Origin of the sequence: Agrobacterium sp. MS2 (assembly GCF_003261015.1) — a bacterium.
GTDB classification, from domain to species: domain Bacteria; phylum Pseudomonadota; class Alphaproteobacteria; order Rhizobiales; family Rhizobiaceae; genus Agrobacterium; species Agrobacterium pusense.
The window spans coordinates 260,121-275,652 of record NZ_QLNF01000014.1; the positions used below are offsets into that span (position 1 = coordinate 260,121).

Consider the following 15,532-nt stretch of genomic DNA (forward strand, 5'->3'; position numbering starts at 1 on the left):
CGGCCGACGACCATGCCCATGTCAGCCGTGTCGCCGAGCTTCATGTTGAAATTGCGACGGCACCCGCATCCGTACCCGCGTCATACCCGGTGATAGGGGTGACCGGATAGGATGGTAACGGCGCGGTAAAGCTGCTCGGCAATCAGAATGCGGACAATCTGATGCGGCCATGTCAGTTTGCCGAGATTGAGAACGGCTGTCGCCCTGTCATAAAGGCCGGGATCGAGACCATCGGCCCCGCCGATGGCGATAACAAGTTCGCGCTTGCCGCTGTCGCGCAGATCACCGAAAAAGGACGCAAAGGCCGGGCTGTCGAGCGCCTTGCCACGCTCATCGAGTAAGATGAGCACTGCGCCATCGGAAAGATGCTTTTCCAGCATCGCCGCCTCTTCGCGCTTGCGGGTTTCTGCGTTTGATGCACGACTTTCCGCGACTTCGATGACCCGCGAAAATTCCAGCCCGACCACCGGGCCAGTCTTGGCGAGGCGCTCGATATAACGGGTCGCAAGATCCTTTTCGGGGCCGGATTTCAGCCGTCCCACCGCAAAAATTGAAATCCGCATCGCAAACCTGCACGTGTCGTAGCCCAACGGGCCACGCTCTTAACAGCATAGCGCGCGGATTCCTATGCGGCCGACCTGATTTCCGGCCAGAAGCATCGCTCCGAAGTCACAGGCGATCTTCGGCAAAAACGATGCCTTCGCTCAAAGGCTCACCGCATCAATGCAGTGTCTCTTCCGGCATGTCCGGCGTCGCCCACATTTTTTCGATGTTGTAGAAAGCGCGGATTTCCGGTCGGAACACATGAACGATGATATCGCCGGTATCGATGAGCACCCAGTCGCCGGTCTCAAGACCTTCGACGCGGGCGTTTCCGAACCCTTCATCCTTCATGTCTTTCAGAAGATGCTCGCAAATCGCCGAGACATGCCTGTTCGACCGCCCGGAAACCACAACCATGTAGTCCGCAAGCGCCGATTTTCCGGCAATGTTGAGAGAGACGATATCTTCAGCCTTGGAGTCCTCGAGGCTCGCGAGGACGGTGTCGAGGGCATAGCCGGCGGCATCGGCGCCACTGTCCTGGCCCTTCGGGATAGCAACGAATGCTCTTCCCTTGGCGTGTACTGTTGTCAGAGGTTTTCCTTTCCAAGAATGACAAAACAGGCACTATGCGACGCGATTCTCTGCGTCACACAATGAAGGTGGCATCAAAGCATTAACTTTTCAAGATATGGAGCCTTAGACGGCGGCCACATACATCATTTGTGATCAGCCGTGTCATTTGCGGCCGTTACGTAGCGCAGTGGAGCTGAGCGTGGAACGCGGTCCATGAATGAAAACCCAGGCGGGCGCTGGTTTTTTCCATAAAACACCGGCATCGTCCTCATCGATCCGCGCCTGGCTGAAGGCCTGCGCCATGGTGGAGGAGAGGTAGGAAAGCGTCGAACCCGGCCTGTCGATCACCGCAATCGGGAAAGTCTCAGCAATCGTGCGCCATTTCTGCCAGTGATGGAAACTCTTGAGATTATCGGCACCCATAACCCAGATGAAGCGCACGTGCGGATTTTTCGCCTTCACCTTGGCGAGCGTATTAGCGGTATAGCTTATGCCCAGCGATTTTTCGAAAGCCGTGACCTTGATGCGAGGATCGTGAACGAGCTTTTCGCAGGCAGCGATGCGATCTTCGAGAGAGGCCAGCTCTGAGCGGCTTTTCAACGGATTGCCTGGCGTCACCATCCACCACAGCTGATCGAGACCGAGCCTGCGCAGCGCAATCTCTGCAACAAGCGCGTGACCGGCATGCGGCGGATTAAAAGAACCGCCGAACAGCCCGACAACCATGCCGCGCTCCACATGCGGCATGGTGAGATAACGTCTGTCGAGGCGCATATCGGCCGGCAAATATCAGGTCCGTGTCTGGCCGGTGCCATGCACACGGTATTTGAACGAGGTAAGCTGCTCGACGCCGACGGGGCCTCGCGCATGCATCTTGCCGGTGGCGATGCCGATTTCAGCGCCCATGCCGAATTCACCGCCATCGGCAAATTGGGTCGAGGCATTGTGCAGCAGAATGGCTGAATCAAGTTCGTTGAAGAATCGCGCCACCACCTCGGCATCCTCGGCGATAACGGCCTCGGTATGGTTGGAAGAGTAGGTGCCGATATGTTCGATCGCACCGGAAATGCCATCCACCACGGCGACCGAAATGATTGCATCGAGATATTCGGTGCGCCAGTCCTCTTCCGTTGCCGGCGCGAGACCCGCCATCACTTCGCGTACGGCCTGCGAACCGCGCACTTCACAACCAACCTCCATCAGAGCCTTGACGAGCGGCTCCAAATGCGTGGAAACGGCAGCAGCATCCACCAGCAGCGTTTCGGCCGCCCCGCAAATGCCGGTACGGCGCATTTTGGCGTTGACAACGATGCGTTTCGCCATGTCGAGATCAGCGGATTTATCGACGTAGATGTGGCAAATCCCCTCAAGATGCGCGAAAACCGGCACGCGGGCCTCCGACTGTACCCGGGCCACGAGGCTCTTGCCGCCGCGCGGCACGATAACGTCAACCGTGCCATTCAGGCCGCTGAGAAGCGCGCCGACGGCGGCGCGGTCGGTCACCGGTACTAGTTGAATGGCATGCTCGGGAAGACCCGCGATCTTCAGACCTTCCACGAGGCAGGCATGGATAGCACGCGATGAATGTTGCGAATCCGAGCCGCCGCGCAGGATCACGGCATTACCCGCCTTGAGACATAGCGCGCCGGCATCCGCCGTCACGTTCGGGCGGCTTTCGTAAATCACACCGATAACGCCAAGCGGCGTGCGCACGCGCTCGATCTTCAGGCCATTGGGCCTGTCCCATGCGGCGATGACTTCACCGACCGGATCGGGCAGCGCCGCGACGGAACGAATGCCTTCAGCGATACCGGCAATCCGGTCATCATTGAGCGTCAGCCTGTCAATGAAGGAGGGCGCAAGACCAGCCTGATCCGCCGCGGCTAGATCTTTGCGGTTAGCAGCAAGGATCGCCTCTTTCGAGGCCTCAATGGCGGAGGCCATGGCAAGCAGCGCACGGTTCTTCTGGTCCGCGCCAGCGATGGACAACGGTCGTGAAGCAGCTTTCGCCTGAGCGCCGATGGTCATCATCAGCGCGTCAATATCATGGCTCTGCTTCACGGCCTGTTCAGGCATGGACCTCATCCTTCTCTGCACTCTTAACTTTCACGGCGGCCCCGGTCATGACGAGGTCGTCGCGATGGATCATCGCCGCCCGTCCGACATAACCAAGGATCGCTTCAATCTCATTGGACTTGTGGCCGACGATGAGACGTGCCTCTTCCGCATCGTAACCCGCGAGACCGCGCGCGACCTCACGGCCTTCCGAGCCGATGATGGCAACGGCATCGCCGCGCCCGAAATTGCCCTTGACCTGCCGCACGCCAGCGGGAAGCAGGCTTTTACCGGCATAAAGGGCCTTTTCCGCGCCGGCATCCACATGGATTTCGCCAGCGGGCTGCAACTGCCCGGCAATCCAGGTCTTGCGTGCCGTCACCGGGGTTCCGGATGGCGCGAACCATGAGGAGCGCGCACCGTTTTCGATGGCCTTGAGCGGATTGAGCGTCTTGCCTGACGCGATGATCATGCCACAGCCGGCAGCGGTGGCAATCTTGCCCGCATCGATCTTGGTGCGCATGCCGCCGCGCGAAAGCTCGGAAGCTGCGCCGCCCGCCATGGCTTCGATTTCGGGGGTGATGTCCGCAATCGTGTCAAGGAATTTGGCGTCCGGATCGAGATGCGGCGGAGCTGTGTACAAGCCGTCAATATCCGACAGCAGAACCAGCAAATCGGCGCCCGTCATGGTCGCCACTCGCGCAGCGAGGCGATCATTATCGCCATAACGAATTTCGGTAGTCGCAACCGTGTCGTTTTCATTGATGATCGGAATAGCGCCGATCTTCAGAAGCTGGTTGATGGTGGCGCGCGCATTGAGATAACGGCGACGCTCTTCCGTGTCGGAGAGCGTCAGCAAAATCTGGCCGGCAACAATGTCATGCCGCGACAGGCTCTCCGACCATGCCCGCGCCAGCGCAATCTGGCCGACAGCCGCCGCCGCCTGGCTTTCCTCCAGCTTCAACGCGCCCGAAGGCAGGCCGAGCACGGTGCGGCCAAGAGCGATAGCGCCCGAAGACACCACCTGAACATCCGCACCGTTTTTCTTCAGCGCCGCGATGTCCTCGCAGATGGCATCCAACCAGTCTTTCTTCAGGCCGCTTTTGCGGTCCACCAGAAGCGCCGATCCGATCTTGATGACGATCTGGTGGTGGCTGCCCAGCGGCTTGCGCGTCAGGCTCATAGGCGGTCGTCCTCTTCCTCGACCTCGCTCTCATGCGGCATGGACCGATCGGGAAGGGCGGTTTCGCCGCCATTGCTTGCCGACACGATGATGTCGCGAAGGGCGCGAAGGGCTTCCGTCATGCCGATATGCGCGGCAGCGGACAGAAGAAGCGGCGGACGGCCGCAGGCCTTTTCCAGTTCCTTGGCCTTCTTTTTCAGTTCCTTTTCATCCAGCACGTCGATCTGTGACAGCGCGACGATTTCCGGCTTGTCTGTCAGTCCGCCACCATAGGCATCGAGTTCAGCTTTGACGGTCTTGTAGGCCTTGCCGACCTTCTCTTCCTGCGCGGAAACGAGATGCAGAAGCACGCGGGTGCGCTCGACATGGCCGAGGAAACGGTCACCGATGCCGACCCCCTCATGCGCGCCTTCAATCAACCCGGGAATATCCGCCAGCACGAATTCACGGCCATCGATGGTCGCGACACCAAGGTTCGGATGCAGCGTCGTGAACGGATAGTTGGCAATCTTTGGTCGCGCACGCGTCACGGTTGCAAGGAATGTAGACTTGCCCGCATTAGGCAGGCCAACGAGACCAGCGTCTGCAATCAGCTTCAAACGAAGCCAGACCGTCTTTTCTTCACCCGGAAGACCCGGATTGGCGTGGGTGGGCGCCTGATTGGTGGATGACTTGAAATAGGCATTGCCGAAACCGCCATTGCCGCCCGTGGCCAGGCGAAAGCGCTGGCCCTCCTTGGTGAGGTCGACGATCAGCGTCTCGTTGTCTTCCTCAAAAATCTGCGTGCCAACAGGCACCCGCAGCACCACGTCGGAACCCTTGGCGCCGGTGCGGGTCTTGCCCATGCCGTGCTGGCCGATCGAGGCCTTGAAATGCTGCTGGAAACGGAAGTCGATCAGCGTGTTGAGACCGTTGACCACCTCAACCCAGACGTCGCCGCCGCGTCCGCCATCGCCACCATCGGGGCCGCCGAATTCGATGAATTTTTCACGCCGGAACGACACGGCACCAGCGCCGCCATCACCGGACTTGATATAGACTTTTGCTTCATCGAGAAATTTCATCGGACTGCCGTTCTGTCGGTTTGCGGGCACAACAACCAATCGTGCTGCGCCAAACAAAAATATCGTCGTTTCGAATACAAGCGCTTCTTCACAAGGTCAAAGACTATCGTGCGGGAAGCTCATGCGCGAGACAAGGCCGGTCTGGATCAAACCGGCCCTGTAATGCTCCTCAAATGCGATGCGGCTTAATGAAATCTTCAGCCGTGACCATCGTGTCGATATGCGCCACCATGGCGGCACGCGCCGTGGCGTAGATCTGGTGACAACCGGTCACCCGGAAGCCGAGCTTCTCCTGCACACGCAGCGAGGCGGGGTTATCCGCAAACACGCCGGAGTGAAGGGTCACTCCCGGCATGCGGCGAAAGAACCGCTCGACGACGGCGGCCACCGCCTCGGTCATGTAGCCCTTGCCCCAGTAGAAGCGGTTGAGCCAGTAGCCCAAATGCCACTCGCCATGCCGCAATTCCACCGAGACGACGCCAATCAGCGTGTCGTCACCGCTGGTGATGGCGAAATCCCAGTCAGGCAGGGTGCCGGAGGTGCGCAACACCAGCCACTCCAGCGCATCCTGCTTGTGGTAAGGCGCGGGAACGCGGGCCAGCATTTTCGTTACCGCAAAATCGCCAAGCGATTCCGCAATGCTGCCGGCATCGGAAAGGCGCTGCGGGCGCAGCACCAGACGCGATGTCTCGATGACGGGGCAGGGGCCTGGCGGCGCTATCGCAGGGGCCGCCCGGCGGCGGCTCAGTTCGAGCGTGCTCATCCCATGTCCCCCCAGCTCTTCAGCGAAACCCAGGTCTTGCGGTCCAGCCTGTACCATTCGACCGGCACCATGCCACCGAGCGCCAGCGAACCGACCATGCCGGAGCCCTGGAACTGGAAACCGCACTTCTGGATGACACGGCGCGACGGGATGTTGGTGACCCGGCAACGGGCATCGATCTGGTCGATCTCACGCGTACGAAAGGCCATGTCGATCAGCGCATGCGCCGCTTCGGTCATGTATCCCCGGTTCCAGTAGGGTTCCCCCAGCCAGTACCCGATCTCCAGCGTCTTTTCGTCTTCCTGGGGTTCGAGCGCGCAGCAGCCCAGAAACTCGCCATTGTCCATGCGGGTAATCGCATAGACGCACTTGCCAATCTCGCCAGCTTTGGAGCGTCGCACAAAATCCGCGGCGTCTTTGGCCGTGTAGGGGTGCGGCATACGCGATACCATGGTCGCGATATTGGCATTGTTGGCAAGATGGGCAAGGGCGTCGATGTCTTCTTCGTGAGGCTTGCGCAAAACCAGCCTCTGCGACAGTAAAACGGGGCAATCGCTCCTCGACCGATCGGGCCTCGGCCGTTCCTCGGGTGACCGTGATTGGTCAACCCTCAACAATTCAGCTTGCATGGTTCAGTCCCTCCATGAGGTTAAAGAAAAAGGGGAGTTGGGTGGTGCCCCATCTCCCCTGTTTTCTTGACTGAACCTGATACGCCTCAGCCGGGTCGATGGGACACCGGCTGCATATGACGCTTACCGGCTTATTCTGCGGCTTCCGCTTTCGGTGCCACGGATACGAATACGCGGCCATTGGCCTTCGTACGGAAGTTCACGTTACCTGCGGTCAGTGCGAAAATCGTGTGGTCCTTGCCCATGCCAACATTGGCGCCGGGATGCCACTGCGTGCCGCGCTGACGCAGAATAATGTTGCCTGGAATGACAGCTTCGCCGCCGAACTTCTTTACGCCAAGGCGCTTGGATTCGGAATCGCGACCGTTACGCGAGGAACCGCCAGCTTTTTTGTGTGCCATTGGAGTTCTCCTTTAAACCTTGTTTCCCGTGTCGCGCCGATCAGGCAGCAACGATGTCCGTGATGCGGACGACAGTGTGATGCTGACGATGGCCGCGCGAACGCTTGGAGTTCTGACGACGACGCTTCTTGAAGGCGATGACCTTCTTGCCGCGGTTGTGCTCGACAACTTCCGCCTTGACGATGGCACCCTTGACGAAGGGAGCACCGAACTTGGCGTCGGCACCTTCGCCAACAACGAGAACTTCGGTGAATTCTACAGTTGCGCCTGCCTCTGCTTCCAGCTTTTCGATGGTCAGCACGGCGTCGGCCGCTACGCGGTACTGCTTACCGCCGGTCTTGATGACTGCGAACATTTTTTATCCTTTCATGTTCGTTCCGGCTCTGCCCGCCTAAGCAAGCTGGCCGTCTTTTTATCAGTCGGAATTTGGTAGAAACCCGTCGGGACAGGATGTCCCTTTGAATGTCTGCCGGTGAAGCCGCCTTTTTGAGGGCGGTATTTAAAAGAAGGCGCACTACGCCATCAATTTGGGTGCCGATTACGCGAGACGCCGGTTTATGTCAAGATGAAGACGGCTTGAAAAGTAACTGTAACGCCAAGAATTTCATGCTTTTTCGGCAGGCGCGGCAGTCAGGTCTCGAAATTTGCCCAGCAAGTGTTTATATGGGCCTTCCAACAAGGAGCAGAAATGGCCCGCATAGACCAGACCGACGATTGGCGGGACCGCCATGCGCCGACACTTTCCGCCTTCGAATCGCTTGCGATCGAGGCCTATGGCCACCTGCCGGAAGAATTTCGCGCACTGACGAAAGATCTCATCATCGAGATCGCCGATTTCCCGACCGACGATGTCTTCGAAGACATGGCGCTCGAAACCCCTTTCGATCTCCTGGGGCTTTTCGAGGGCCGGGGCATCTCCGAACGTTTCACCATGGAAACGGGCGAGATGGTAAACCGTATCACGCTTTATCGACGTCCCATTTTAGACTACTGGGCCGAGAACGAGGAAACACTGGGTGATATCATCACTCATGTCCTCATCCACGAGATTGGCCATCATTTCGGCCTGTCTGATGACGACATGGAGCGGATCGAAGAAAGCGCCGACGAGGCCGCCGCCGGTCGCTGATCGGGGCGGCCATTACTGCTTACTGCTCGCCGAGCTTCATGTCGGGATGGTATTCCTTGCCCTCGACCACCTTGGTCACGGCCTGGCCGCAATGCATGACGCCACTTGCCGCATTAAAGGCATAGCTTGGCGAACCGGCGAGTTCCCAGCCTTTGTTCAGCGCCTCGGTAACCCGGTGACAGAATTTCGCGTCGTCCGGTCCGGTGATGAAACGATAGACCTTCACGTCTTATTTGCCTTTCTTTGTGCGATGATATCGGCCATGGCGACCAGCCTTTCGGCCTGGTTTACATGCAGCCGTTCTATCATCCGACCATTCATGTTGATGACATTCAATTTCGCATATTCCGGTTTTGCGAAAGCCGCAATGATCTCACGCGCTTCCGCGACCGCAGTCTCGTCCGGGGCGAAACGCCGGTTAGCCGGCTCGATCTGAGCAGGATGGATCAACATCTTGCCATCGAACCCCATGGCGCGCCCCTGTTCGCATTCAGCTTCGAAGGCCTCGATGTCACGAAAGTCGTTTGAAACGCTGTCGATGACTTCCAGACGGTACGCACGGGCGGCAAGCACAACCTGCATCATCCAGGGTACGAGATACATGCGGTCTGTCAGCGCTGGAACGCGCGTTTCCTTGCGGAGGTCGTTCAGTCCGATGACAAAAGCCGCCAGCCGTGCATCCGGCGTGTGGGCCGCGTCTGCAATCGAGGCGGCGTTCAGGACACCGAGCGGCGTCTCGATCATCGCCCAGATTTTCAGGGCTTCGGGCGCATCTGCTTCGGCCAGAAGATCAGCCACGTCATTGATATCCGCCGGCTGTTCCACCTTCGGCAGCAAGACTGCGTTCGGCCGACAGGAAAGAACAAGCTGCAGATCCGCCCTCCCCTCAGACGTGGAGAGGGGATTGATGCGAATAATGGTCTCGCCGCCGAAAAAAGGGGCTTCCGAAAACAAGGTTTTCAGATTCTCCCGCGCCTTGCCCTTCATGTCGGGCGCTACCGAATCTTCCAGATCGAGGATCACCCCGTCACAATCGAGATCGCGAATTTTCTCCAGTGCCCGGACGTTGATCGCGGGGACGGACAGCAGCGAACGGCGCGGTTGGACAGGAATATTTTCGGAAAAACTGACCATGCCGCACTTGTGTCAAGCTTTTGTGACATCTGCAAGCCGACAATCCACTGAATCCTCTTGCAAGCCGGAAGAAGAAGGCCCACATTCGTCTGGAAAGAAAGGTTTGGATCATGCAAGGCATACGTTCGTTTTTCATCGCCGCATCCGGCATTGCAATTCTGGCCATGGCCGCTCTTTTCACGGCGTCGCTTACGGTCGCTTTCATTGGCGTGCTCGCGGTTCTTAGCGCAGCCCGCCTCCTGTCCGCGCGTCTGAAGCCGGCTCCGATCCCTGTGAAGCCCCGCAGCCAGCGCGACATGCGCGTCTGGAACGACGGCAAGGGTACGATTATCGATCTCTGAGGTCGATGAATTCGGAAAAAGCACCGGCGGTGCGCGCAAGGCGTACCGATGAATGCGGGTTTGCGCTTCTAAAGCGACCCTTTTTGCAGTATTTCCCCAGTTAACTCCGGCCGGCTTTAGCCAGCGCCAGATTTTGTTCAGGGAAACACGGGAAGCGACAGATGGAAAAATTCACCAAGCTGACAGGCGTTGCCGCGCCCATGCCGGTCGTCAATATCGACACCGATATGATCATTCCGAAAGATTATCTGAAGACCATCAAACGCACCGGTCTTGGCAAGGGCCTTTTTGCTGAATCCCGGTATCTCGAAGACGGTTCGCCCAATCCCGATTTCGTGCTGAACAAGCCCGCCTACCAGAACGCCCAGATCCTCGTCGCCGGCGATAATTTCGGCTGCGGCTCATCGCGCGAACACGCACCCTGGGCGCTGCTCGATTTTGGCATCCGCTGCGTGATCTCCACCAGCTTTGCGGATATTTTTTACAATAACTGTTTCAAGAACGGCATTCTTCCGGTTGTCGTCAGCCCGGAGAACCTGGAAAAGCTGCTGGACGACGCATCGCGCGGATCAAACGCCGTTCTTTCCATCGATCTTGAACGTCAGGAGATCAGCGGTCCCGACGGCGGTACGATCAGTTTTGAGATCGATGAGTTCAAGCGTCACTGCATGCTGAACGGCCTCGACGACATTGGCCTGACGCTGGAACATCGCGGCGCAATCGATACCTTCGAAAAGACCAACGCCTCCGCGCGGCCCTGGGCCTGATCCCACTTTCTACGTCGTGCATTCGCACAAGCGGGCCCGTCAGGAAAATGCGTCAAGGTGAAAGACTAAAAAGCCGATCCCGTACAAAACCGTACCGGATCGGCTTTTGCTTTGCTTGAAAAGCCCCTGAGGCAAAGATAAGAAGCCCACGATCCCGTCCGGCTGCAATAAGACTTTGCAGATGCAGGACGGAACGAGTTTGACGCCGCGCTCGCCGCCATCGAAAACCCTTCTGGATGTTTTCCGGCGCGCCGCCCAAGGAGGGTTCCTATGACAGTTCGTTCGCTTTTCCTTCTGCCCGGTGATGGTATCGGCCCTGAGGCCATGGCCGAAGTCCGCAAGCTGATCGACTATATGAACAGCGCTAAAGGCGCCGGTTTCACAGTCTCCGAAGGCTTGGTCGGGGGTTCCGCCTATGACGCCCATGGCGTTGCGATTTCCGATGCGGACATGGAAAAGGCGCTCGCTGCCGATGCTATCCTGTTCGGCGCCGTCGGCGGCCCGAAATGGGATGGCGTTCCCTATGAGCATCGCCCGGAAGCCGGCCTTCTTCGCCTGCGCAAGGATCTTGAACTTTTCGCCAATCTGCGCCCCGCCATCTGCTACCCGGCACTCGCCGCCGCTTCCTCCCTGAAGCCGGAACTTGTCGAAGGTCTCGATATCCTCATCGTTCGCGAGCTGACGGGCGGCGTTTATTTCGGTGAACCAAAGCAGATCATCGACCTCGGCAACGGCCAGAAGCGCGGTATCGACACCCAGATCTATGACACCTTCGAGATCGAGCGTATCGCCAGTGTCGCTTTCGAGCTGGCCCGCACCCGCGACAACCGCGTCTGCTCGATGGAAAAGCGCAACGTAATGAAGTCGGGCGTGCTGTGGAACCAGGTGGTCACCGAAACCCATGCCGCAAAGTACAGGGATGTTCAGCTGGAGCATATGCTGGCGGATGCCGGCGGCATGCAGCTGGTGCGCAAACCCAAGCAGTTCGACGTTATCGTCACCGACAATCTCTTCGGCGACATGCTTTCCGACGTCGCCGCCATGCTCACTGGCTCGCTTGGCATGCTGCCTTCTGCCTCGCTTGGCGCACCGGACGCCAAGACCGGCAAACGCAAGGCGATGTACGAGCCGGTCCACGGCTCGGCGCCTGACATTGCCGGCAAGGGCATCGCTAACCCCATCGCCATGATCGCGTCCTTCGCCATGTGCCTTCGCTACTCGTTCAACATGGTGGATGAGGCAACGAAACTCGAGACAGCAATTGCAAACGTGCTCGACAAGGGCATCCGCACCGCCGACATCATGGCAGAAGGCAGCCGCCAGGTCGGCACGTCCGAAATGGGTGATGCGGTTCTTGCCGAATTCAAGGCGCTTTCGGCGTAAGGCTTGATACAGGCTGGGCAGGCGGCATAGCCGTCTGCCCGTTTTCCTTCGTAAGAAGATGCTCGTAGCGCCTGTCGGTCAGTGTCTTCAGAAACGCGACAATGGCGTCGACCCGCTTGTCGTCCAGCGCCGGCGCTGATGTCAGTTCCGCCATGGCGATATTCTCAGGCACCTCAGGCGCGTCCCAGGCCCTGCCGGTTTCAGGATTGATCTGACGGCTCGGCTTCTTGCTCTTATATTTCACGTAAAACAGCACGACCGTGCGCAGATCCTTGAACACGCCATTGTGCATGTAAGGGCCGGTCACGGCGACGTTGCGCAGCGTCGGCACCTTGAATTTGCCGCGCTCGGCCGGATCACCGGCGACGATCGGATTCTGCGCAAGACCGAGATCGACTGCGTCCGGCTTCGAGCCATTTACGGCCCGGACAGGTGTATTGGCGGGCACACCGATGTTGAAATATTTGTGGTTGGTGAAGAGGCCGTCTTCCAGACCCTTGGCGCCCCGGATTTCGTGGCAGGTATTGCAATTGGTGAATTGCGTCGAGGAGATAAGAACCCGCCCCAGCTCTTCCTGATCAGTCAGCTTTTCCTCGCCACGCAGGAAGCGGTCATATCTGGAATCGAAGGTCGAGAACTCGTCCGATCGCTCAAAGCTCGCCAGCGCCTTCGTCATTGCGGCATAGGCGGTGTCGTCGTTCTCAAAAACATCCTTGCCGAACTGCGCACCGAACGCCGCGACATAATCCGGATTCTCCTTGAGTCGCTTCACGACCGAGGGCTTGTCCGGCATACCCATTTCGACGGGGTTGAGCGGCGGTCCACCTGCCTGATCCTCCAGCAGCGAGGCGCGGCCGTCCCAGAACTGGCCACCCACATACTCTCCCGCCGCATTCCTGCCGAAAGGCGGTGAGAACCGGGCGTAGGCCGCGGTCGGCGCGTTGCGGTCGCCCAGTGAGAAACCGTCATCGCCGAGCGAAACATCGCGCCCAACCTTATCGTTTTCCCGTCCATCGGAAAAACCGGCCGCCTGCATATGGCAGGTGGAACAGGCCATCGTCCGGTTCATGGAAAGATTGGGATCGTCAAAGAGCGCCGCACCGAGCTTTTCCAGCGTCGCATAATCTTCGCCGCCATGAGCAGCCACGCCATCGAACCCGACACCGAAAGGAGCGAGCAGAACGGATGCAGCCAGAGCAGCGGAGAGAAAAAATCCGGGTTTCATCATCGGTAGGCACGCTCGAGATAAATGCGCGATAGCAGATCCGGGCCGCGGCAGACAGAACGGCTTCCGGCCCGGACTTCACGGAACATGGAGCGCCGGAAGTATTTCCGTCTTTCCATGCCCTCTGAGAGGACCCTATAACACTTTCTAACGGTCGGAGCCTACAAACTTTCACAGCTTGCTCCACTTTGCCGCACCGGGATCAAACGCCCCGGGCAATGGCGTGGAAAAACGTGCCCGAAACGAGGCCTCGCCTGCCGCCCGATGGCCCGAGCGGGCGACCCTGCCCGTCGGCTATCTCAGCAAAAGGCGCGTCTTGGCCGGGGTCGATGACCCGCGCATAATGGAATTCATGGCCGCGCAGAACTTCCCCTGCTGATCCGAGCGGACCATTCACCGCAATTGTTGCCTGCCGGTAGCCGAGATTCATCTTGCGCGTGGCAAAGCTGGTGGCATGCGACAACAGACCTGTCATGGCATGGGTCACCCCATCGGCATCCTCCAGCGCCGCCCCCATCACCATGTAACCGCCACACTCGCCATGCACGGGCTTTGTCGCGGCAAAGCGGGTAATGCCGGCCTTGAAAACAGCGGCATTCGCGAGTTTTCCGGCAAAAAGCTCGGGATACCCGCCGGGCAGCCAGCAGATATCACAGCTCCCATCCGGAGCCTCATCGGCGAGCGGAGAAAAAGGCACGATTTCGGCGCCGGATGCATGCCAGTGCTTCTTGAGATGCGGGTAAAGGAAGGTGAAAGCTGCATCTTCCGCCAGCGCAATGCGCTGGCCGGGCGGCGCGATGGCTGCTGCTTTGGAACCCGGAGGCAGCTCGACCGGTGCAGCAAGTGACAACACGGCATCGAGATCGATGGATTTTTCCATCGCGTCCGCGAGCCTTTCGATATGTGCATCGATTTCCGGATGTTCGCTCGCCTGCACGAGACCCAGGTGACGTTCCGGGAGGATGAGGGAGGGATCGCGCAGCACGCATCCGGCAACCGGCAATCCGATTTTTTCGATGGCTTCCGTACACAGGAGCCTGTGCCTTTCGCTGCCGGCCCGGTTCAGCACCACCGCCGCCATGGTTACGGCGGGATCGTAATGGGCAAAACCGTGAGCAACGGCGGCGGCGGTCTGCGACTGACCGGACACATCGAGGACCAGCAACACGGGAATGCCGAATAGCCGTGCCAGATCCGCAGCCGAACCGGTACGGTTTTCCGCCACCGGAATGCCGTCGAACAGGCCCATCGCGCTCTCGATCAGAATGAGATCGGCATCCTGCGTGTGCTGTGAAAACAGGTGCCGCAGCAGCTCTGGCCTCATTGCCCAGCTATCCAGATTAAGACCTGATGAGCCGGTGGCGAAGGCATGGAAACCCGGGTCTATGTAATCGGGTCCCGTCTTGATGCCGCGTACCTTGATGCCGCGTCTGGCGAAAGCCCGCAGCAGGCCGATAGTCACGCTGGTCTTGCCGGATCCCGAGCGCGCTGCGCCGATGATGATCGCCCGCGCCGTCATGCCTGCGAAACTCCCAGCCGCTCGCGCATCGACACAATCTCTCCGATGACGATCAAGGCCGGCGCTTCGAAATTTTCCCGCATTGCATCGCCAGCTATACTTTCCAGCTTGCTAATAAAGATGCGCTCTTGTTCAGTTGTCGCCGACATGATGACAGCGACCGGCGTCGTTGCCGCACGTCCGCCCTGCATCAGAAGCTTTGCGATCGCGCCGATATTCTTCAGACCCATATAAACGACGATGGGCTCCTGTGTTTTTGCCAGCGCCAGCCAGTCCAGGTCCTCCTCCGTGCCAGCCGCATGACCGGTGGCGAGCGTCACGGCGCGACTGATCCCACGCATCGTGGCTGGAATACGCGCAGAAGCCAGCGCAGCCAGCGAAGATGTCATGCCCGGCAATATGCGAAACGGAACGCCGGCACGGACCAGCGCCTCCGCTTCTTCGCCGCCACGGCCAAAAATGAAGGGATCGCCGCCCTTCAGCCGCAGCACCTTTTTTCCCTGCCGGGCGAAATCGATCAGCGAGGCGGTAATATCGTCCTGCGTCGCAGAGGGCTTGCCACCGCGCTTGCCGGCAAAGACGATCTCTGCCTGGGGACCGAGCGCCACGACATCGTCACTCACCAGCGCATCACGCACGATGATCTCGGCCTGGGAGAGTGCCAGCGCCACTTCGAGCGTCAGATAACGCACATCGCCCGGCCCTGCGCCCGCGAGCCAGACGTGCCCCGCTTCGAAGGCCGGACTTTTTGCGGCAATACTGTTCAAAATCTGCGGTATCGACATTCTTCTCGGCTGCTTTTTAACGATGACGGAAAAAGCCG

Annotated in this window: 19 protein-coding genes; 4 read left to right on the forward strand and 15 right to left on the reverse strand. The window is 59.1% G+C overall.

What is annotated here, in order from left to right; genetic code table 11:
* Positions 1–80 precede the first annotated feature (80 nt).
* The 10 genes from rlmH to rplU all read right to left on the reverse strand — a co-directional run bounded on the left by rlmH (position 81) and on the right by rplU (position 7,566).
* Complete coding sequence (gene rlmH, locus DOU54_RS09270) at positions 81–563, reverse strand: 23S rRNA (pseudouridine(1915)-N(3))-methyltransferase RlmH (RefSeq protein ID WP_113731063.1); 483 nt, start codon at positions 561–563, stop codon at positions 81–83.
* Positions 564–720: 157 nt separating this feature from the next.
* Positions 721–1,164: a ribosome silencing factor gene (rsfS, locus tag DOU54_RS09275; protein ID WP_113381998.1), complete on the reverse strand. Its 444-nt coding sequence runs from the start codon at positions 1,162–1,164 to the stop codon at positions 721–723.
* A 114-nt stretch (positions 1,165–1,278) separates the two neighbouring features.
* The gene (locus tag DOU54_RS09280) at positions 1,279–1,890 is read right to left on the reverse strand and encodes a nicotinate-nucleotide adenylyltransferase (protein WP_193603312.1); all 612 of its coding nucleotides are present in this window, start codon (positions 1,888–1,890) and stop codon (positions 1,279–1,281) included.
* 15 nt (positions 1,891–1,905) lie between these two features.
* Entirely contained in the window at positions 1,906–3,192 is a 1,287-nt protein-coding gene (locus DOU54_RS09285) for a glutamate-5-semialdehyde dehydrogenase (RefSeq protein WP_162749674.1), read from the reverse strand.
* Positions 3,185–4,354 carry a glutamate 5-kinase gene (gene proB, locus DOU54_RS09290; protein ID WP_113381997.1) on the reverse strand — a complete coding sequence of 390 codons (1,170 nt, stop codon included), beginning with the start codon at positions 4,352–4,354 and terminating at the stop codon, positions 3,185–3,187. The genes DOU54_RS09285 and proB overlap by 8 nt, the downstream gene beginning before the upstream one ends.
* Positions 4,351–5,418 carry a GTPase ObgE gene (gene obgE / locus DOU54_RS09295; protein WP_113381996.1) on the reverse strand — a complete coding sequence of 356 codons (1,068 nt, stop codon included), beginning with the start codon at positions 5,416–5,418 and terminating at the stop codon, positions 4,351–4,353. Before obgE ends, proB begins: the two co-directional genes overlap by 4 nt.
* A gap of 169 nt (positions 5,419–5,587) precedes the next feature.
* Positions 5,588–6,181: a GNAT family N-acetyltransferase gene (locus tag DOU54_RS09300; RefSeq protein WP_004444123.1), complete on the reverse strand. Its 594-nt coding sequence runs from the start codon at positions 6,179–6,181 to the stop codon at positions 5,588–5,590.
* Complete coding sequence (locus tag DOU54_RS09305) at positions 6,178–6,810, reverse strand: GNAT family N-acetyltransferase (protein WP_004444125.1); 633 nt, start codon at positions 6,808–6,810, stop codon at positions 6,178–6,180. Before DOU54_RS09305 ends, DOU54_RS09300 begins: the two co-directional genes overlap by 4 nt.
* Positions 6,811–6,941: 131 nt before the next feature.
* A complete protein-coding gene (gene rpmA / locus DOU54_RS09310; protein ID WP_004444127.1) occupies positions 6,942–7,211 on the reverse strand; it encodes a 50S ribosomal protein L27 in 270 nt (89 codons plus the stop codon).
* 40 nt (positions 7,212–7,251) lie between these two features.
* On the reverse strand, positions 7,252–7,566 hold the full coding sequence (gene rplU, locus DOU54_RS09315) for a 50S ribosomal protein L21 (RefSeq protein ID WP_003492690.1): 315 nt from the start codon (positions 7,564–7,566) through the stop codon (positions 7,252–7,254).
* Positions 7,567–7,899: 333 nt separating this feature from the next.
* Between rplU and DOU54_RS09320 the strand changes: the two genes are divergently transcribed.
* Entirely contained in the window at positions 7,900–8,340 is a 441-nt protein-coding gene (locus tag DOU54_RS09320; RefSeq protein ID WP_113381995.1) for a metallopeptidase family protein, read from the forward strand.
* A gap of 19 nt (positions 8,341–8,359) precedes the next feature.
* On the opposite strand, the gene DOU54_RS09325 is transcribed toward DOU54_RS09320, so the two are convergent.
* Together DOU54_RS09325 and DOU54_RS09330 are read right to left on the reverse strand one after the other, a co-directional pair.
* On the reverse strand, positions 8,360–8,566 hold the full coding sequence (locus tag DOU54_RS09325; protein WP_003505258.1) for a DUF1737 domain-containing protein: 207 nt from the start codon (positions 8,564–8,566) through the stop codon (positions 8,360–8,362).
* Positions 8,563–9,474, reverse strand: coding sequence for an HpcH/HpaI aldolase/citrate lyase family protein (locus DOU54_RS09330; protein ID WP_113381994.1), 912 nt, complete (start codon positions 9,472–9,474; stop codon positions 8,563–8,565). The genes DOU54_RS09325 and DOU54_RS09330 overlap by 4 nt, the downstream gene beginning before the upstream one ends.
* A gap of 110 nt (positions 9,475–9,584) precedes the next feature.
* On the opposite strand from DOU54_RS09330, the gene DOU54_RS09335 reads away from it, so the two are divergent.
* The 3 genes from DOU54_RS09335 to leuB all read left to right on the forward strand — a co-directional run bounded on the left by DOU54_RS09335 (position 9,585) and on the right by leuB (position 11,965).
* Positions 9,585–9,815: a hypothetical protein gene (locus tag DOU54_RS09335; RefSeq protein WP_006698322.1), complete on the forward strand. Its 231-nt coding sequence runs from the start codon at positions 9,585–9,587 to the stop codon at positions 9,813–9,815.
* 161 nt (positions 9,816–9,976) lie between these two features.
* Positions 9,977–10,582 (forward strand): 3-isopropylmalate dehydratase small subunit, encoded by a 606-nt coding sequence (gene leuD / locus DOU54_RS09340; protein ID WP_006698323.1) that lies wholly within the window; start codon positions 9,977–9,979, stop codon positions 10,580–10,582.
* A gap of 270 nt (positions 10,583–10,852) precedes the next feature.
* Complete coding sequence (leuB, locus tag DOU54_RS09345) at positions 10,853–11,965, forward strand: 3-isopropylmalate dehydrogenase (protein ID WP_022557015.1); 1,113 nt, start codon at positions 10,853–10,855, stop codon at positions 11,963–11,965.
* Here the strand turns inward: leuB and DOU54_RS09350 are convergent.
* The 3 genes from DOU54_RS09350 to cobA form a co-directional block, all read right to left on the reverse strand.
* On the reverse strand, positions 11,946–13,193 hold the full coding sequence (locus tag DOU54_RS09350) for a cytochrome-c peroxidase (protein WP_113731065.1): 1,248 nt from the start codon (positions 13,191–13,193) through the stop codon (positions 11,946–11,948). The two genes, leuB and DOU54_RS09350, sit on opposite strands and share 20 nt — an antisense overlap.
* Before the next feature lie 199 nt (positions 13,194–13,392).
* Positions 13,393–14,709: a cobyrinic acid a,c-diamide synthase CobB gene (locus DOU54_RS09355; RefSeq protein ID WP_107340702.1), complete on the reverse strand. Its 1,317-nt coding sequence runs from the start codon at positions 14,707–14,709 to the stop codon at positions 13,393–13,395.
* Entirely contained in the window at positions 14,706–15,494 is a 789-nt protein-coding gene (cobA, locus tag DOU54_RS09360) for a uroporphyrinogen-III C-methyltransferase (RefSeq protein WP_035208016.1), read from the reverse strand. The genes DOU54_RS09355 and cobA overlap by 4 nt, the downstream gene beginning before the upstream one ends.
* Positions 15,495–15,532: the final 38 nt, after the last annotated feature.

Excerpts from the sequence above, each read along its gene's own strand:
- DOU54_RS09280 (WP_193603312.1), bottom strand. The coding sequence starts at position 1,890 with ATGCGCCTCGACAGACGTTATCTCACCATGCCGCATGTGGAGCGCGGC.
- DOU54_RS09305 (WP_004444125.1), bottom strand. The coding sequence starts at position 6,810 with ATGCAAGCTGAATTGTTGAGGGTTGACCAATCACGGTCACCCGAGGAA.
- DOU54_RS09355 (WP_107340702.1), bottom strand. The coding sequence starts at position 14,709 with ATGACGGCGCGGGCGATCATCATCGGCGCAGCGCGCTCGGGATCCGGC.
- DOU54_RS09330 (WP_113381994.1), bottom strand. The coding sequence starts at position 9,474 with ATGGTCAGTTTTTCCGAAAATATTCCTGTCCAACCGCGCCGTTCGCTG.
- leuB (WP_022557015.1), top strand. The coding sequence starts at position 10,853 with ATGACAGTTCGTTCGCTTTTCCTTCTGCCCGGTGATGGTATCGGCCCT.
- DOU54_RS09335 (WP_006698322.1), top strand. The coding sequence starts at position 9,585 with ATGCAAGGCATACGTTCGTTTTTCATCGCCGCATCCGGCATTGCAATT.
- cobA (WP_035208016.1), bottom strand. The coding sequence starts at position 15,494 with ATGTCGATACCGCAGATTTTGAACAGTATTGCCGCAAAAAGTCCGGCC.
- DOU54_RS09320 (WP_113381995.1), top strand. The coding sequence starts at position 7,900 with ATGGCCCGCATAGACCAGACCGACGATTGGCGGGACCGCCATGCGCCG.
- DOU54_RS09300 (WP_004444123.1), bottom strand. The coding sequence starts at position 6,181 with ATGAGCACGCTCGAACTGAGCCGCCGCCGGGCGGCCCCTGCGATAGCG.
- DOU54_RS09285 (WP_162749674.1), bottom strand. The coding sequence starts at position 3,192 with ATGCCTGAACAGGCCGTGAAGCAGAGCCATGATATTGACGCGCTGATG.
- rplU (WP_003492690.1), bottom strand. The coding sequence starts at position 7,566 with ATGTTCGCAGTCATCAAGACCGGCGGTAAGCAGTACCGCGTAGCGGCC.
- obgE (WP_113381996.1), bottom strand. The coding sequence starts at position 5,418 with ATGAAATTTCTCGATGAAGCAAAAGTCTATATCAAGTCCGGTGATGGC.
- DOU54_RS09350 (WP_113731065.1), bottom strand. The coding sequence starts at position 13,193 with ATGATGAAACCCGGATTTTTTCTCTCCGCTGCTCTGGCTGCATCCGTT.
- leuD (WP_006698323.1), top strand. The coding sequence starts at position 9,977 with ATGGAAAAATTCACCAAGCTGACAGGCGTTGCCGCGCCCATGCCGGTC.
- rlmH (WP_113731063.1), bottom strand. The coding sequence starts at position 563 with ATGCGGATTTCAATTTTTGCGGTGGGACGGCTGAAATCCGGCCCCGAA.
- proB (WP_113381997.1), bottom strand. The coding sequence starts at position 4,354 with ATGAGCCTGACGCGCAAGCCGCTGGGCAGCCACCACCAGATCGTCATC.
- rpmA (WP_004444127.1), bottom strand. The coding sequence starts at position 7,211 with ATGGCACACAAAAAAGCTGGCGGTTCCTCGCGTAACGGTCGCGATTCC.